The following is a 16,404-nucleotide window of genomic DNA, read 5'->3' on the forward strand; positions in this document are numbered from 1 at the left end:
CTGTTTTATAATTCGGGGGAGAAAATACTGCTTATAACTCCTTAAACGTATTTACTAACGTCTTGACGACCTCTTTCCACAGCTTTTCTCCAAGTTCAGAACTTGCATATGTAGGATCTCCAATTACACCTGTTGTTGAATATTTACTAAAATCTAAATTCGGGTCGTCCCACTCCGGTTCTGAGCTGTGTGGATTCTTTATTTTATCAACCCGTATGTCTTCTGGATGTTTATATAAAGTGATGGAAGTTGTGAAGCTATCGGCATGGCCGCCTTCTATTGCAGGATCGCTGCAACGGCACCAGACCTCATGAAAGGGATGAGATATATTCAATACTTCTGATCTATTTTCATACTCTTCATTAAACTTAGTAACAACTTTATCCAATTGATGACCTCCGCATCCACGCCAAAGGATCAATTTTTTAAACCCTTGGTCGGACAGCGATTTCAGAATTGAATATATGAATTCTTCATACAAAGCTTGAGGAATATGAATATACCCGCTCCCAAAGTTTATATGTTCGGGTGTAGGTCCAAAAGGCACTGCAGGCAAAACCAGTGAATTCACTCCGAAATTTACAGCTAATAGTTCTGACACTTCATCCATTAATTCTTCTGCAAACCAAGTATCGAAATCCACGGTGGCATGTGGACCCTGTTGTTCTGTGCATCCGGTAGGGATAATCGCCATGTATCCTTCTTCTGCTTTTTGCTTGATTTCCACATATGTACATTTGCTAAACTTCATTTTAATCCCCCTGCTAATGTTTTTGATGCTTCTATTTTACCAAATTCAAGGATCTTGGTGTAAAAAAAAGCTGCCCCGTAATACTTTGGGACAGCCTTTCGTATATTAAACCCGTTCTCCGGGTATTTACATATCCTGTGCTCCTGAAGAGGTTCTGATTTCCTCTACCGTTTCTTCATGCCCATCGGCAGCATTCAAATATATTCGATATTGTGATCCGTTGATTTTACCGCCGAATTCATAGGTCAGAACTTCTTCACTATCTTCATTCTCAATCCAAGCAAGACGATTATAGAGTTCCTTAAATTCACTATTCAGGAACTTTCTCGCCTCAGCAACACTTATTGCAGGTTTGGGAATTACACGTTTCTCTTGATGCTCATTCTCGTAGTCACTGGCTTGGAATCCGGTAACTTCCCCTGTATCAAGACCTACACGAATAGTTATCTTCTCTGGGTAGATCAGCACACCATCCTGTGAAGTTATAAACGTTAAATTACCTAAATTATCAAAACGGTCTGCGCGGACAGCTGTCATATTGGGGTATCCCTTTTGATTCAAAAACTGCTCCGCTTTGGAAACCGCATTTGTCATAGATACCTTAGCAGGGCCAACCTCACGGTTATCACTATAGGAAATCAGATGCCCTCCCCTTGTGGTAAAGTCCATAGTTATTGGCACTGCTGCATTTGACCCCATTACAGTTGCTGTATAGGAAGCCCATTCAGTACCTATTCCATTTCCCTTCACATCAATCTTAGCTCCGTTGCCCGCATCTGCGAATTTAGCGGCTTTAGCTCGGATTTGTTCAGCTGTAACAAGGGAACCTCCATGTTTCTTAACGGATCTTTTATCATAAATACTGGCTACAGACGGCCCATAATCCAATTCCGGATAAGCAGATACTCTTTTATCTACGGTCTTAAATCCATCGATAATCGTGTTATCTCTTACCTCTTCTTCAGATGCCAGAGCGGTTTCAACATCCATCCAGCGTAGCCGGTTTTGAATGACTTTGTCCTGAACTTCCTGAAGATCCTTGGAAATTTCACCCGAGCTTTTATAGAGAGCTTTTAGATTATTCAGTTCCCCGTCCGTTAGAGGTTTTTTAGTAAAGTCCCGAATCGCGGCTTTATAAGAAAAATTGGAGATCTTGGAGAGAAACTCCTCCGTCTGACTGAAAGGCAGCAGAGTAAGAGGCAGTTGATTAATCTCGTTCTGCGCCTCACTAGTCAGTCTCCATACATTAACCAATCCTTTGCGATGCATTCCGGTAGACGCCGAGTTTACGGCCAGGGTATTGCCGAGTTCACCATGCAACCGTTCCACATGATAGGATAAATCATGGAATGCCCGCTGATATTGGTTCTCTGCCTTAATCAGAATCGAATTCTTCTCCTGATTCTCTTGGTATCCCCATACTAGCGCTCCTATCAACAGCAGCGTGGTCAGCGGGAACATTATGGCACTCAGTCTTTTATACATAGGGCTGAAAATCTCCTTTCTATTGCTTATTGCCGTTAGTTTGACAATAACGAAGGAGTCTTATTCACAAATATCCCCACGAAGATTCGATTAAGAGGCGTTAGGCCCGCTCTTCAATCTGAAAACCGCTGCTATTACTGCACAGACACTGCTTAAACCCAGTTTGAATGATACCCTCTTCTTTGATTCCTCTTAAAATATAGGTTTCCCCGCACTGTTTGCAAACAATACGAACTTTTACACGCAAAAAAAGACACCTTCCTCCTGACTGGTATTCCTAACTTTCGGAACTGCCCTTCAGATGTAAGTGTGTCCATCTCAATTATAGGTTAACCTCTTCTTCCCGATTCAAAAAGCGAAAAGGGGAGCGGTTATTCGCTCTGGTTACCTTTCCCATACCTCCATACCACAATACGGCCATTAGAGGGATAATAAACCAAATCCAATAGTTTGCTGTTGTAGTGAGAATAAAATCATATATTCCATGCCACAACCAAGGCAGCAGCAGCGATATTAGCAAAATACTCCGGGTTCTGATTCCTTGTGAGAACTTCGCCCTACCCATGTGATAACCCATTATAATCCCAAACATAGCATGTCCTGAAACTGGCAACAGTGCCCTTAGGAACATGGCGCCGATCGAAGCTTGGCTATACCAAGCGTACATCACATTCTCTATAGTTGCGAAGCCGAGCGAAATCGCAACAGCATATAGTATCCCATCATATGGCTCGTCAAATTCAGTATGATTGTATATCATGTGATATAGCACAAACCACTTCAAACATTCTTCCACGCCAGCGGAAATGAGGAAAGAATTCACATATGGACCGCCATTAAGACCCAACATAAGGCCTCTCTGTATAATCATTACTGGAAAAACTATCAAAAGTCCAAGTAAAAAAACCTTGATTACCATGTGGAGCGGCTCTTGATCATACTTGTCTTTTAAATAAAAATAGGTCAGCAGAGCCAGTCCCGGTGCTACTGCTGACGTAATAACCGATAACACAAGCACCGAATAACCTCCCTGCACCCACGCAGCTTAAAAACAGCATGAGCAACTAATATCTGAGACCTAACCCGGATTGGAGAGTCCTCCAATCCAGATACAAATGACTTATTCCTTACGTTTAAAATGAGTGCATAGCTGTTGTACCGCATTCTTCGCCATAACTGTCTTACCGTATTCGTCCAGCACTGCTTCAGTAACTGGAGATGATTCCGCAAACTCTGACAGTACGGCAATAAGTCCTAGCAGAACAGGTTCCTCAAATTCCTTCGGATCGAAGTACAGGAACCATTTATCATTATAAGAATACAGTTTTCCTTCGGAAGTAATATTGCCGATGAGCACATGAGCCGCTTCAATCAGTACTTCAAAATCGCGGAATGCGTACATAATGGAGTCGCTTTGTTCAAGGGTAACTTCCATTTCGTAAATCTCTTCTGGCAATTCCTCTTCCCCGGACAGACCGTAATGATGGTGATCATATTTTCCCCGGGTCACTATAACGACCATACCTTGCGCGGGCAAAGCGAACACTTCCACGGCAAGAGGACCAGTGGCATCAAATCCAAGTTCACTGTAAGCCTGGTCCATCATTTCCGTAAACAGGTCGTGTACCTTCGGAACTTCTTGCCACATGTCTTCCTTCTGGATGCCCCGCTCGCTCAGGTCGTCAAAAGTGAGGAAAATCCGTATCTTATCTTGACTTAATCGCTCTATTCTCATGACAGGATCCTCCTTTTGCAAGCTCAATTTATTATAATGTATGATGAGTCCTGAGTAATGAGCCAAAAATGGTTACTATGTATGTATGTTATCATTTCAACGCCATAAATGCACGAAAATAAATATACAAAAAAAGAATCATTTTGGAGATATATGCATCCCCAAAATGATTCTGCAGGCGCTTTTTGGGGTTACAAACCCGATATGGTTGTATGGGTTTCTTTAAGAATCTTTTCCACTTCATGCTTAACATCAGGGTTGCTGCGGATAAAATCCTTAAGCATGTCTAGATTGGCTTCCTTTGACTTAATTGGAGAATACTGTTCAGTACTGCCGCTGGTTTGTGATGTGCTTCCTTGTGAACTGCTTGATGTGTTGTTAGATGTATTACCTGCTGTATCGCTTGCTGAAGTGCTTCCAAAGCCAGTCATAGCCATTCCCATGATTTTGTCCTTGGCCTTTTCAGCGGCTCCGCTCATGGAACCCTTCGATTGACCAGAAGAGGACATCATTGAAGACCGCTTCTTGCGCATATACATGCTGGCAGCTACACCAACTACCACTCCGCACAGAAATGTCGAAGATTTCATATCTCTAACCTCCTTGTATGGTAAAATCATGACTAGTGTTTGCTGAAAGATTCCGACTCATACAGTCTAATAAAAGGAAAGTGAGATGAAAAAGGTGGGTAAACAGACAGCAGTGCTTCTTCTAGCTGCTTTCCTGCTGGTTTCGTGCAGTAATTCTGACGGAAACAGCAGGAATACAGCTCAGGAGACCAACCTACAGCCCACGGCGGCTGCAACAGAGGGGGTAACAACACCCGCTATATCACAAAACACAGAGCCTGAGCTCAGTCCTTCACCAGAGCCTAGTCCTACTGAGGCAACTCCAGCAGTATCCCCAAGCCCTGATACCGCCGGGAATGAGGATACCAACACCGGAAACCCAGCTGGAATCCCTCTTCTGTACCACATGAACAAAAATTATGACCTCATCCCCAACGAAGCGGGTACCCCTAAAAAGGTAGTACTGCTTACCTTTGATGATGGGCCGAAAGATGCCAAATTAATCAATCCAATGATGGATATTTTGGACAATCACAAGGCTAAAGCCATATTCTTTGTAAATGGTTATCGTATCAAAGAGCATCCGGAGCTGCTTAAGCTCATTCATGACCGTGGCGGAATTATTGGGAACCATAGTTGGGATCACATCATCCTGAAAGATAAACCCTATGCCACTGTCAAGAAGCAGTTGGAGGATGTACAGAATATTGTTAAAGAAATAACAGGTGACGTGCCCCATTTCTTTCGCCCGCCACATGGTGCAGGCGGCGATGTAGGACGGAAGGTAGCAGCAGAGAACGAAATGCTCTATATGACTTGGTCTGTGGGTTCCCTTGATTGGGAGATGAAAGAAAGTGAATCGGGTAAAACCGAAAAATTGATCAAAAATGTCACAGATCAGTTGCACTCCGGAAGCAATATTCTTATGCATGAGCTTCCTTGGACTGTTGAAGGTTTGGATGCATTGCTTAGCACCTTAGAGGGCAAAGGGTATGGCTTCATAGACCCCCGCTCCATTGAATTGAAAATGCGCTGATCCGGGTTCAAGCGGAGGTGTCCCGGCGCAAGGTCAAAATATGCATTTGTGCCGGACTCCCCCAGCGCAGCGGCAGGTGGGAGGTCCCAAATCCCCGGCTAATCAGCAACTGGGCAAAAGAATTCCCGCCATCTCCCTTTGGCCACCGGAACCTTCCAGAATGATAGGTATGATAAAAGGTTTCAATTCGTTTGCTGCGGCCGATAAAGGGTAGAATGATTTGTCCACCGTGTGTGTGTCCGGCCAAGACTAGGTCTGCCGGCACAGAACTGCGCTGTGAGAGCCACATAGGATCATGGACAAGGATAATTCGGCAAGGCTGATTGGTATCACTATAGGGGAGCGGCGGCAAAGGAGCGTAAGCGATCTTGCCGCCGTTTTTTGGATAATCCACCCCTGTCAACCATAGCGTAGCATCCGGTCTCTCAATAGCTACATTCTCATTTATAAGCAATCGGACTCCATTACCCCGAAGAATATTATCCACAATCGGGGTATTTGCTCTATAATCATGATTCCCATGTACAGCGTATACAGGTGCAATAGAAACAAGAAGCTTCATGTTGTGGGCAAGCCGTACCAAGGGACTATTTTTCTCCGTTAGATCACCGCCCAAAAACACAGCATCAACCCGGTTCTTTAACCGTGACAACTGCGCCGAGGGAAGTCGGCGTCGATGAATATCCGTAATGAACAAGATTCGAAACCCGTCAAAGGACAATGGAAGTGAATCCAATACTATTTCCTCGGCAATAATGCTTTTCCCAAAGGCTTGGGCAATCATATAGCCCAGTATCCCCGTAAACAATACAATCAAGCCTGCTAAAAGAACGTACAAGCCCCCTACCAAAGCAGAGTCCTCAGCTCCGGCGCGCCCTCAATACCCCACCATAGAAGAGATATGAGCAGGATTACAAACAGTACAATTAAAGAATTAACAAACATTTTGCTAAGCCTTACCCGCTCCGAAGTGTACGTCTGTGATCGTGATGGCGTAGCTTCACCATTCTGGGCTGTTTTCTCCCCATCTTTTACAGCCGTACCCGCTTGCGCTCTAGAGTTAAGTCGGCTTGCTCTCGTCAATTCACCAGAGGAGGACTCCAGCACTTTTGGAGTTTCTTCTGGTGAATGTCGTTCTTTTTTCACCTTGACAGCGGGAACTACCTCACTCTTATACTGCTTCTTACGGGATTTCACCCGACTAAGTTCGTCACTCATGACTCCCTCCTATAGCGAATCACCAGGCCTGAGATCAGGTCTATGAAGAAATGACATACAATCGGAGCCCAAAGACTACCGGAAAGGATATAAATGTATCCCAGACCATAACTGCTTAGGAAAACCCAACCGGTGGGTATCCAGTGACGCAAATATCGAATATGAATAACAGCAAATAGGATACTAGTCCAATACGGTCCGAATGCATATTGCACCGCACCGCGAAATAAAAGCTCCTCACAAACGGAAACCACAGCCGCAATTAAAAAGATATGCCAAACGGGCCGTCGTCGGAACAGAAGATCATTTATTCCTCCGTCATCCATGGTATCTTCAGGTACAATGAAAGACAATAAAAAGTCTACTACCAGCATAATTGCCGCAAGACCGAGCCCCCATGCCACAAAATGTCCACTGTCCGGAAAATTTAATACCTGAAAAGGATTTCTTTTCTGAAATAAAATCCAGATCAAACCGATAATTAAAGTAAGCCCCTGTGTAATATAAAGATTCAGCAATAGTAATCGTTCTGTTAATTGCTGCGGGTTTGCCCTTTTCAGTTTAATATCACCCAATTTGAATTTTTTCATCATAACCTGCCTGTTCTATATTTGATTATTCTCCAGTTAGTACATAACCATATTACCTATAGAAAAAGGAGCACTTACTTATGAACAGCCGTACCTCCCGCACTCAAATGCTATACACACTTGGTTTGTTATTTTTCCTGATATCCGCATTTGCCGCCTTTTTTACAGGTGTGAAGGTAGGAGCAGATAAAACGGAAGACAAGTATAACCGCTTGATCAGTTCTAAAGAAACTGAGGAATTTTCAGGTTCCTATCAACAACAGGATCTGGTTACTTTCTATCATAACGTATTTTTGCCTTACCGGGAATTCAAGCGGGATTGGAACAGCAAGGTTGAGAAGCTGGCACGAAGCAACGATCCTCGTGAGAACAATGCTATTCTCAAAGACCTTGGCATTCTAGCGGACCAGCAGTATAAAAAAGTTAATCAGGACTCCATTTTCAGCAATTCCCCTTTGCTGCATCAATCCCAACTTAATATTCTAAAAAGCCTCACTCTCTTCTCCCAAGCCTCTGATAAAGTGGTAGCAGGATCTGGAGGTTTAGAGACCGCTAAGGTGCTGAAGAGCAACAGCTTCACATCCAGTGCAATCAAATATGGACTCCTTGCCCAAAAAAATTTCTATGATTCCATGCTCAAGTGGGGTGCCAAAAGCAACAATAAAATTTCGGGTGAACTCCGTGAATTGAAAATTCTGAACTTTATTGAGTGGAAGAAAATGCCCTTACTCACTAAAAATGCAACCATCGCCAATATGATGCTGAATCACAATATTTATGCCGGATATGATCCGCAGGACATAACTGCAAAAATGGATGACCTAATCTATTCCGGTACCGCCAGCAGCCTTAAACTTAAGGACGTTCAGACTTCTGTTACACTGCTTATTTCTACAGGTGCTGTACAGCAGAACGATTTCATTAAATGGCGGGAACAGTATTACGGAAAGGAAACCCTGCCCCAGCTTCCTTTTTTCTCAGAGTAAGGTCAGTTATTGCATCATAACGAAAAATCAAGTCCACTTCAAGATTACTCCCTTATTGGGGGAGCCTTTGAATAACCTATTGACACCTCTGGCATCACCATGTTACATTATGAAAAATTAATCACGCAAAACCGATGATAGAACAAAGATTCTGAAGGTCTTCAGAGAGCCGGTGGTTGGTGTAAACCGGTGGCGGACAGATATCTTTAGCACTCTTGAGATATTGTATCGAACTTAAAGTAGGTACAATCGGATCATCTCCGTTACCAGTGTGGCCTTTACAGGCCAATGAGGCTGTGATTTAATCTCACAGTGAATTAGGGTGGTACCACGACGACTCTCGTCCCTTACTATGGCATTAGTATGGGGTGAGGGTCTTTTTTGTACCCTAAAACTATAAAAACGTGTTTTTATAGGCTAAAGTCCAACTTTTGGGCCCGGGCACACCTTCGTTCTTTTATGCGCCACCGCGTTGCCCCGCTGTTTTCAATTCTTTATGTATTCTGCTACTGCGTATGATTACTACAGGTACTGTGGACCGCCTATTCCGGGCATCCTCAACATATTATGCTTTTTAACTTTAAGGAGGAATATAAACCATGTTTAAAGTATTAGTATCGGATCCAATCAGTGATTTGGGTATTCAGAAATTGATGGACGCACAGGATGTAACAGTAGAGAAGAAAACAGGACTTAGTGAAGATGAACTCATTGCCATTATTGGTGAATATGACGGTCTTCTCGTACGCAGTCAAACCACGGTTACGGAAAGAATTATTGATGCCGGCACTAACCTGAAGGTTATTGGCCGTGCTGGTGTTGGTGTAGACAATATTAATCTTGAAGCAGCAACTAAACGGGGTATTGTAGTTATTAATGCACCAGATGGTAACACAATCACAACTTGTGAGCATGCTTTCGCAATGATGATGGCTTTGGCCCGTCACATCCCGCAAGCTTATGCCAAAACGATCAGCGGAACCTGGGACAAAAAAACCTTCCTGGGTGTCGAGCTTCGCGGCAAAACATTGGGCGTACTGGGCATGGGTCGGATCGGTAGCGAGGTCGCTAAACGGGCTAAAGCCTTCGAAATGGACATTCTTGCTTACGACCCCTTCCTGACAGCAGATCGCGCAGAAAAGATGGAAGTAAAGCTTGCTTCTGTTGATGACATTGTACGCGGAGCAGATTTCATTACAGTACACACACCGCTTACTCCGGAAACTCGCCATATGATTTCCCGTCCACAGTTCGAGGTTATGAAAAAGGGAATGCGTATCATCAACTGTGCACGCGGCGGTGTTATTGATGAACTGGCTATGGTTGAAGCCATCGACAGCGGTATTGTAGCCGGAGCCGCATTTGATGTATTTGAGAAGGAGCCGCCGCAAGCGGATCATCCATTCCTCTCTCACCCAAAAATTATTGTAACTCCGCATCTGGGTGCATCCACTGTGGAAGCACAAGAGAACGTTGCGATTGATGTCTCGGAACAAGTACTGCACATTCTGCGGAACGAACCATTTATCAATGCCGTTAATATTCCTCCTGTTGCTCCTAGTGTAATGAACAGACTGCAGCCATACTTCAACCTTGGAGAAAAGCTAGGAAGCTTTGTAACCCAAATTACAAATACTGCCATCCGTGAAATTCACGTTGAATATGCCGGAGACCTTGCAGATGTGGATACACAACCGCTGACACGATATATTGTAAAGGGTGTACTCTCCCGTCACTTTGCCGGAGACGTGAATATTGTAAACTCGATGCATTTGGCTAAGACTCGCGATGTCAACGTTGTGGTAACCAAAGCCTCGAAAACAAAGGGCTTTACTAACCTTTTAACGGTTACATTGAAGGCTGAGAATGATGAGGAACATCTAGTTGCAGGAACACTTCTTCAAGGTTATGGAGAACGAATTGTTCAATTAAATAAATTTCCTGTGGATATCGCACCAGAAGGTCACCAAATCGTTGTTTCCCATAACGATAAACCGGGTATCATCGGTTTGGTAGGTACGCTTCTGGGTCAGAACGATGTCAACATCGGATCCATGCAGGTGGGCCGTAAAATTGTCGGTGGTGCGGCAATCATGCTTCTAACTGTTGACAGAGCGGTTCCAGAAGAAGTGCTTGTGAAATTGGCCGGCTTGCCGGAAATCAACACAGCTGAAGAAGTTATACTGCTGTAGTACCCTTTAATCTATAAAAGAAATAAGCTTCTGCTCCAAAAGCCCTCTTCCCTTTAAATAGGAGAAGAGGGCTTTTTTCGTTGTGTGTCATACTTATTCCGGGATTGTGAAAACGGGAACCCTTCGTCCGTCGATATCCGTAAACTTATACTCCTCTGCCAGTTGTCCCACCCGCTGCGGGATTCCCGTTCTCGTCATAACTGCCGGATCAGAAGCCAAAGCACATACCGCCCGCCCAATATATCGCGTGGACTCACTGGTTTGCAGCGCCTCTACTTCATGCCAATGTTCCTCATCTGTATTCAGACTTTTCAATACGAGCTCTGTGCGCATCCACCCTGGAGATAAAGGGATTACAGCTATTCCATCTTCTTTTAGCTCGATTGACAAACCGTACGCCATTCTGATTGTTCCGCATAAGTGGATTGGCATAATAATTGGTCATTAATTGCGCCCGGACTCCTGAGGTGAACATGTTATCCCAGTGCGCCGGAGGCAGCTCCCACAAGGGTTTATTGACAATCTCCAGCTCATTCCCGCCCCAGACGTTATTAACCAGTATATCCAGCTTCCCCTGCTCCTCGGCAATTTGCTGAACAACGCTCTCCGTATCAGCGTCAATCGTATGATCACAGCGTATCGCGGAACCCTCTCCTCCCTCTAGCTCGATCTCACGGATCGTACTATCTATATCCCCGGTCCATGGATTAGTTGATGGAGCCGATGTAGTCCTTCCTGTTACGTAGACAAATGCACCGGCTTTCGCCAATTCGATGGCATTCCTTTACCCGCTCCTCTACTGCCTCCCGTTACAAGCGCTACTTTACCCTTTAGGTTTTTCATGTTAACCCCTCTTTTCTTTTGAGTAGTAGAAGCAGAGTTCACATATAAGACCGCATTGGAAACCGTATTGTTGGGACGAGGAGTCCGATTTCACTGATTCATTTTGACAGCTGCATCAAGTTTCTTTAAGAACTCTACCGGAGTGCATCTGCCATCCATAAGGGATTGATGCGCCTCCATGACTAGGTTTTTGAACTCATTATTCCCTTGATCCTGAAGGGGCGTCCCGCTGGAAGTCGAAATGGAGTTGAATATATCTACCAGTCCTTTTTGCAGGTTATTCTCCGTCCCCGTCAGGTATTGATCGAATTTCTGAGCCGGTATTCCTGCCCCGCTTTGCCAAATCTGCTTTGCCCAATTCTCTGGAGCGTAGAAATATTTCAAGAATTGTATGGCCTCTTCTTTGTTCTTGGAATTGGCAGAGACAGAGTAACCACCACCGAACCAAGCCGCTACGTCAGTCAGTTTGCCCGCTACAGAAGCAGGATACGGTGCAGCTGCAACATTATTTCGGAACTCCTCGGAGAAATTCTCATCCGTTGCAAGACTAGATTCCCAGCTGCCCATCAGAAAAAATGCAGCTTTACCTTGTCCGAAAAGGTTACGTGATGCTCCGTAATCCGCTGTCAAGAAGCCTTCGGCAAGGGCATTGTCTTTCTGAAATTGTTGTAACTCATTCGCCGCGGCAAGGAATTGTTCATCTCCCGTAAAGGTTGCTTTGCCGGCAAGAACATCATCCATTTTGGTGAAATCACCTGTATGACGCTGAGCTATGTATTCGAACCAGATCGGGAGTGACCATCCCTCTACGGCATTCGTTGTAATAGGGTTAATGCCCTGTGCTCTTAGCTTCTTAGTGGCTGCAAACCATTCCTGCGTTGTTTTAGGAATCTTAATGCCGTTGTCAGCCAATATTTTTTGATTGTAATACATAACAAAGAAGTCAGTATTCCTTGGTAATCCGTATAATTTACCAGCCTGCTTAAAACCGTCTAATGAACCGGACACAAAGCTATTAGAGGTGAAGTCCGCTTCATTTAACTCTGCCAGTATCCCCTCATCGATAAGGGGTTGGATAAAAGAAGTTTGTCCCCAGGATTGAATAATGTCTGGAAGAGTGTTGGACGAAGCATATATTTTAACCTTAGATTTATAGGGTTCATCCTGCAGTGCTTCCACTTCAATGGTTACATTTGAATGCTCCTTCATATAGGCATCTATGATTTGCTGTTCAATTTTGCCTTGCCCATTGGAACGGTCAGCAAGCGCAGTAAAGAGTTTCAGTGTAATACTCTCCTGTTTCTTTGTTATATCTTGGACTGTAGCCTCGTTCCCCCCATCCCCGCTAATGGTAGGATTAGTAGAATTAATAGTCGAAGTGCAGTCTGTCAAGCTGAGCATCATGGAAAAAATGAGTGCAATAACTTTCAGTTTCATCTCATCTAACCCTCTCTTTATGAAGCGTTTTTTTCAAAAAATTAGGAAGAAGAACATTTATTATCGCCTCCATTGTAGTTATACTAATAATATTCTAGATATTCTAGTAGGAGGCAGGGTGAGTAACCATTAAATTTATTGTAACCAAATACCGGGACATTTCGTTGCAGCATAAATTGCTGATATGGGTCATCCCCCTATTAATCCTTACGGTCGGACTAACGGGTCTGTATTCTTATTATATTGCAGCGAATGAAATCGTCGATAAAATCCGCCAAGCGCAAAGCCATATGGCTGCCAAAACGACCAACCAACTTGATTTTATCACCAGCGGCACCATAAGCACAGGCAACTTCCTTTTTCTCAACCCATCCCTGCAAAATATGGTAACCACTCGGGATACCCTCGAAGTTAGAGAGCAAATTTATAAATCACTGCTCCCTTTGATGGTATCAAGCGAGTCTTTTCAGTCTCTGCTTATTTATCGCTTATCTACCGGTCAAGATGATAATCAGCCGTTCGCCATAACTCAGACTGGCATTGCAAGTGCCGCCTCCTTCGCCGAGTTTCAAGAAACCCGATTTTACAAGAACATTATGAAGTCTGCCGGTGAACCTATTTGGGATATGCTGTCCCCTTCAGACCATCTGCTACATGGAGACAGACATTACAAACTGGTAATGATCAAACCTTTTAAAGACTTCAACAACTATAAGCGCATTGGAGTTTTAATGATTGGGATTGATGCAGACCAGCTCAGTAAAAATCTTTTTCGGAAGGAAAATAATGCTTATCAATTGGTAATCAACGACGACGGCGTTATTCTCGCATCCACTGAACTGGATAATTTGGGCAAATCGATCGAGGATTTATCTTATTTCAAGTCCGGGGATACCGTTCTTTCCAAAAACGATGCATTAAAGAACTTACTGGCTAGAGATGATTTGGTTGTCTCACAGACTACTTCTCCGCTAACGGGCTGGCACTCTTTGGTCATACAGAATAAAAAAGAGTTGCTGAAAGAACTGGATTATATTAAATCGATTACATTTCTGATTATGGCAGTGTTCACCTTAGTCATGATTCTCTGCACTTGGTTAATCGCCAAAATTATTACGAACCCTGTCAAAACATTAATTATATCTATGAAGCAGCTGCAGCGCGGAGACTTCACACAACGGGTTAACTTCTCGGGTAAAGATGAGATAGGCCAACTGGGTTATTGGTATGATATCATGGTCGAACGTGTTAAAACACTGATCGATGATGTGTACACCTCCCATCTTAAACAGAAGGAGGCAGAGCTTAAGACACTTCAATCCCAAATCAATCCTCACTTTCTATACAATACGTTAAATATGATTAGTTGGACGGCAGTGCAGAAGAATGAGCGGGACATAGCAGAAATGGTGCACTCTTTATCACAGGTATTTCGGTTAAGCCTTAATAATGGACAAGACAATGTTACTCTTCTCCAGGAAGTGGAGTTGATTGAGAATTATTTATTCTTGCAAAAGAAACGCTTTACTACCCGATTTCATTTCTCCATTCGTCTAGATGAAGATATCAGTCATATTCTGGTACCGAAGCTTATACTGCAGCCTCTCGTTGAAAACGCCATCATTCATGCCATAGAACCCTTGGAGGGGAGCGGAATGATCACTATAGCCTGTTATGCGGAGGAATCATGGATTTTACTCGAGGTAGTCGATAACGGAAAGGGAATGACCCCAGAACGGGTAGAACAAATTTTATTGAATCATATGTCGCCAACTCTCTCCAATGCACACTCAGGCCTTGCCATTAGTAATGTCCGGGAAAGGCTCAATCTGTTTTTCGAGCGTACGGAGTTTCATATTGAAAGCACCTTAGGACTTGGTACACGTATCCAAATTCGGATCTATAAAGGGAGTCACTAAACGATGCTTAAGTTAATGATTGCCGAAGATGAATTATCTTTCCGACAGGGAATTATTCAGATGATCGATTGGTCCTTTTACGGTATTGAGATCGTGGGCGATGCCATGGATGGTCGAGAGGCTATAGCCTTAATGAGGGAGAAAAAACCGGATATATTATTAACAGATATTCGCATGCCCTATTTGAATGGACTCGAATTAATACAGACCGCTCAAGATGAGGGCCTCTCCTTCTTTTCCATCATTCTTACGGGGTATAGTGATTTCAATTATGCAAGGGATGCCGTCCGATATGGGGCAAGCGAATATTTGTTAAAGCCATGCTTACCGGAGGATATTCTCCAAGCCATACTTACTGTGAAGGAAAAAATTGATAAGGATCATAGAAATGGATCCTCATTGGAGCAGTTGAATCAGAACTGGAACAAGAATATTCCATTGCTTAAGAATCAGATTTTAAATGAGTGGCTGTCAAGCCCCCCTCTTCCCTTAGAAGACAGGGGTCAAGTGTTGGACGAAGTAGGAATTTCCCTTACAACCTCCAGGATTCATATTGGACTCCTGCGGATTGATTCCCTTGACCGACGTAAGGATTCCAAACTTTATAAACGGGACATGGCATTGATTCGGTATGCTGCGATTAATATTCTCACTGAAACACTGCTGCCTCTGTTCCATGGTCTAATAGAACCCATCCGTTATGGAGAAGAGATCCTGTGGCTCGCGAATATTCCGGAGAACGAAACCGATGCCTCACTCAAGGATAAGATGGAAGAACTGCAAAGAAATATGGAGACCTTTCTGAAAATCTCCATCAGTATATCCTTATCTTCTGTAAAACCTTCTCTGGATGAAGTACATACTGCATACTTGGAAGCCGTGGAAGCAATGGCAGGACGATTTTATCAAGGAAAAGGGGGTGTATTTCTCTTCTCTGAGTATGATCAGCGTAACTTAAATCACGTCTCCATATTAGAGAATGAAGAATTACATCAACTGGAGAAAGAAATACGATTACATTTGGAGAATCAACTATACGAGGAAGCACTCGATGATATGGACCAATGGCTGAATTACATACGCAACACTTCCCAATACGAGAAGGCTGAAGTTAATCTCAGAGCCACAATATTCATTCTTGAGCTTCAAAAATTCTCACAAGAACGTATTCCTACTGCCTTCGAATGGAAGGACAACCTCATCAACTGGGTGGAACAGGTACCCTCGATCGAAACGTTGGAAGAGCTGGCTACCATCATGCAAAAAATCATTCAAAATATTGTTGAAATAGACTCTCAACAGAAACCTCTCCATCGAACGGTTCAGGCTGCTCTAGATTGGATTATTATGAATTACAATACCAGTATTTCGTTGGAATCCGTCGCTAAGGAAACCTACGTATCTAATACCTATTTAAGTTCCCTGTTCAAACAGGAATTGGGTATTAACTTTTTAGATTATTTGCATCAGTACCGTGTGGAAAAAGCCAAAGAATTATTGAAACAAAATTACAAAATATTCGCTGTCGCCAAATTGGTAGGTTATCAGGAGGAGCGGCATTTCAGAACAACCTTCAAAAAGTGGACCGGACTGACCCCGACACAATATCAGAAAAAATGAGCGGACGCTCCGCGTTAATACAA

At 43.6% G+C, this 16,404-nt stretch carries 16 protein-coding genes and 1 other annotated feature; of the genes, 5 read left to right on the forward strand and 11 right to left on the reverse strand.

Features of this window, described 5'->3' with window-relative positions; all coding sequences use genetic code 11:
• Nucleotides 1-31 precede the first annotated feature (31 nt).
• The 5 genes from PWYN_RS24245 to PWYN_RS24265 form a co-directional block, all read right to left on the reverse strand.
• A complete protein-coding gene (locus PWYN_RS24245; RefSeq protein ID WP_036657232.1) occupies nucleotides 32-751 on the reverse strand; it encodes a creatininase family protein in 720 nt (239 codons plus the stop codon).
• Between the two features lie 126 nt (nucleotides 752-877).
• Nucleotides 878-2,236 (reverse strand): germination protein YpeB, encoded by a 1,359-nt coding sequence (gene ypeB, locus PWYN_RS24250; RefSeq protein ID WP_036657235.1) that lies wholly within the window; start codon nucleotides 2,234-2,236, stop codon nucleotides 878-880.
• 322 nt (nucleotides 2,237-2,558) lie between these two features.
• The gene (prsW, locus tag PWYN_RS24255; RefSeq protein ID WP_036657237.1) at nucleotides 2,559-3,254 is read right to left on the reverse strand and encodes a glutamic-type intramembrane protease PrsW; all 696 of its coding nucleotides are present in this window, start codon (nucleotides 3,252-3,254) and stop codon (nucleotides 2,559-2,561) included.
• A 102-nt stretch (nucleotides 3,255-3,356) separates the two neighbouring features.
• Nucleotides 3,357-3,971, reverse strand: coding sequence for a genetic competence negative regulator (locus PWYN_RS24260; RefSeq protein WP_036657240.1), 615 nt, complete (start codon nucleotides 3,969-3,971; stop codon nucleotides 3,357-3,359).
• 191 nt (nucleotides 3,972-4,162) lie between these two features.
• Nucleotides 4,163-4,561 carry a hypothetical protein gene (locus tag PWYN_RS24265; RefSeq protein ID WP_036657244.1) on the reverse strand — a complete coding sequence of 133 codons (399 nt, stop codon included), beginning with the start codon at nucleotides 4,559-4,561 and terminating at the stop codon, nucleotides 4,163-4,165.
• 85 nt (nucleotides 4,562-4,646) lie between these two features.
• Between PWYN_RS24265 and PWYN_RS24270 the strand changes: the two genes are divergently transcribed.
• Nucleotides 4,647-5,576 carry a polysaccharide deacetylase family protein gene (locus PWYN_RS24270; protein WP_338049230.1) on the forward strand — a complete coding sequence of 310 codons (930 nt, stop codon included), beginning with the start codon at nucleotides 4,647-4,649 and terminating at the stop codon, nucleotides 5,574-5,576.
• A gap of 7 nt (nucleotides 5,577-5,583) precedes the next feature.
• Here PWYN_RS24270 and PWYN_RS24275 read toward each other — a convergent pair whose 3' ends face one another.
• Genes PWYN_RS24275 through PWYN_RS24285 form a run of 3 tightly spaced genes read right to left on the reverse strand, consistent with a single transcriptional unit; the run spans nucleotide 5,584 to nucleotide 7,384 of the window.
• Nucleotides 5,584-6,414 carry a metallophosphoesterase gene (locus tag PWYN_RS24275; RefSeq protein ID WP_036659148.1) on the reverse strand — a complete coding sequence of 277 codons (831 nt, stop codon included), beginning with the start codon at nucleotides 6,412-6,414 and terminating at the stop codon, nucleotides 5,584-5,586.
• Nucleotides 6,415-6,419: 5 nt separating this feature from the next.
• Nucleotides 6,420-6,794, reverse strand: a complete 375-nt coding sequence (locus tag PWYN_RS24280) for a hypothetical protein (protein WP_036657246.1) — start codon at nucleotides 6,792-6,794, stop codon at nucleotides 6,420-6,422.
• Nucleotides 6,791-7,384, reverse strand: a complete 594-nt coding sequence (locus PWYN_RS24285; RefSeq protein ID WP_036659149.1) for a CPBP family intramembrane glutamic endopeptidase — start codon at nucleotides 7,382-7,384, stop codon at nucleotides 6,791-6,793. Before PWYN_RS24285 ends, PWYN_RS24280 begins: the two co-directional genes overlap by 4 nt.
• Nucleotides 7,385-7,464: 80 nt before the next feature.
• Between PWYN_RS24285 and PWYN_RS24290 the strand changes: the two genes are divergently transcribed.
• Both PWYN_RS24290 and serA read left to right on the forward strand, forming a co-directional pair.
• On the forward strand, nucleotides 7,465-8,370 hold the full coding sequence (locus tag PWYN_RS24290) for a hypothetical protein (RefSeq protein WP_036657249.1): 906 nt from the start codon (nucleotides 7,465-7,467) through the stop codon (nucleotides 8,368-8,370).
• 125 nt (nucleotides 8,371-8,495) lie between these two features.
• Nucleotides 8,496-8,721: a binding site (T-box leader), on the forward strand.
• A gap of 248 nt (nucleotides 8,722-8,969) precedes the next feature.
• The gene (gene serA / locus PWYN_RS24295) at nucleotides 8,970-10,562 is read left to right on the forward strand and encodes a phosphoglycerate dehydrogenase (protein WP_036657251.1); all 1,593 of its coding nucleotides are present in this window, start codon (nucleotides 8,970-8,972) and stop codon (nucleotides 10,560-10,562) included.
• 93 nt (nucleotides 10,563-10,655) lie between these two features.
• Here the strand turns inward: serA and PWYN_RS30170 are convergent, their stop codons facing one another.
• From PWYN_RS30170 to PWYN_RS24305, 3 genes are all read right to left on the reverse strand, one after another.
• Nucleotides 10,656-10,895 carry a Rossmann-fold NAD(P)-binding domain-containing protein gene (locus PWYN_RS30170; RefSeq protein WP_240479825.1) on the reverse strand — a complete coding sequence of 80 codons (240 nt, stop codon included), beginning with the start codon at nucleotides 10,893-10,895 and terminating at the stop codon, nucleotides 10,656-10,658.
• Nucleotides 10,855-11,331 carry an SDR family oxidoreductase gene (locus PWYN_RS30175; protein WP_240479826.1) on the reverse strand — a complete coding sequence of 159 codons (477 nt, stop codon included), beginning with the start codon at nucleotides 11,329-11,331 and terminating at the stop codon, nucleotides 10,855-10,857. Before PWYN_RS30175 ends, PWYN_RS30170 begins: the two co-directional genes overlap by 41 nt.
• Nucleotides 11,332-11,495: 164 nt before the next feature.
• Nucleotides 11,496-12,842 carry an ABC transporter substrate-binding protein gene (locus tag PWYN_RS24305; RefSeq protein WP_036657254.1) on the reverse strand — a complete coding sequence of 449 codons (1,347 nt, stop codon included), beginning with the start codon at nucleotides 12,840-12,842 and terminating at the stop codon, nucleotides 11,496-11,498.
• Nucleotides 12,843-13,006: 164 nt separating this feature from the next.
• On the opposite strand from PWYN_RS24305, the gene PWYN_RS24310 reads away from it, so the two are divergent.
• Entirely contained in the window at nucleotides 13,007-14,761 is a 1,755-nt protein-coding gene (locus PWYN_RS24310) for a sensor histidine kinase (RefSeq protein ID WP_036657258.1), read from the forward strand.
• 3 nt (nucleotides 14,762-14,764) lie between these two features.
• Nucleotides 14,765-16,381, forward strand: a complete 1,617-nt coding sequence (locus PWYN_RS24315; RefSeq protein WP_036657262.1) for a response regulator — start codon at nucleotides 14,765-14,767, stop codon at nucleotides 16,379-16,381.
• Nucleotides 16,382-16,404 lie beyond the last annotated feature (23 nt).

This window comes from Paenibacillus wynnii (assembly GCF_000757885.1).
Taxonomy (GTDB): domain Bacteria; phylum Bacillota; class Bacilli; order Paenibacillales; family Paenibacillaceae; genus Paenibacillus_AQ; species Paenibacillus_AQ wynnii.

Excerpts from the sequence above, each read along its gene's own strand:
- PWYN_RS24245 (WP_036657232.1), bottom strand. The coding sequence starts at position 751 with ATGAAGTTTAGCAAATGTACATATGTGGAAATCAAGCAAAAAGCAGAA.
- ypeB (WP_036657235.1), bottom strand. The coding sequence starts at position 2,236 with ATGTATAAAAGACTGAGTGCCATAATGTTCCCGCTGACCACGCTGCTG.
- PWYN_RS24260 (WP_036657240.1), bottom strand. The coding sequence starts at position 3,971 with ATGAGAATAGAGCGATTAAGTCAAGATAAGATACGGATTTTCCTCACT.
- PWYN_RS24265 (WP_036657244.1), bottom strand. The coding sequence starts at position 4,561 with ATGAAATCTTCGACATTTCTGTGCGGAGTGGTAGTTGGTGTAGCTGCC.
- PWYN_RS24270 (WP_338049230.1), top strand. The coding sequence starts at position 4,647 with ATGAAAAAGGTGGGTAAACAGACAGCAGTGCTTCTTCTAGCTGCTTTC.
- PWYN_RS24280 (WP_036657246.1), bottom strand. The coding sequence starts at position 6,794 with ATGAGTGACGAACTTAGTCGGGTGAAATCCCGTAAGAAGCAGTATAAG.
- PWYN_RS24285 (WP_036659149.1), bottom strand. The coding sequence starts at position 7,384 with ATGAAAAAATTCAAATTGGGTGATATTAAACTGAAAAGGGCAAACCCG.
- PWYN_RS24290 (WP_036657249.1), top strand. The coding sequence starts at position 7,465 with ATGAACAGCCGTACCTCCCGCACTCAAATGCTATACACACTTGGTTTG.
- serA (WP_036657251.1), top strand. The coding sequence starts at position 8,970 with ATGTTTAAAGTATTAGTATCGGATCCAATCAGTGATTTGGGTATTCAG.
- PWYN_RS30170 (WP_240479825.1), bottom strand. The coding sequence starts at position 10,895 with ATGCGCACAGAGCTCGTATTGAAAAGTCTGAATACAGATGAGGAACAT.
- PWYN_RS24305 (WP_036657254.1), bottom strand. The coding sequence starts at position 12,842 with ATGAAACTGAAAGTTATTGCACTCATTTTTTCCATGATGCTCAGCTTG.
- PWYN_RS24315 (WP_036657262.1), top strand. The coding sequence starts at position 14,765 with ATGCTTAAGTTAATGATTGCCGAAGATGAATTATCTTTCCGACAGGGA.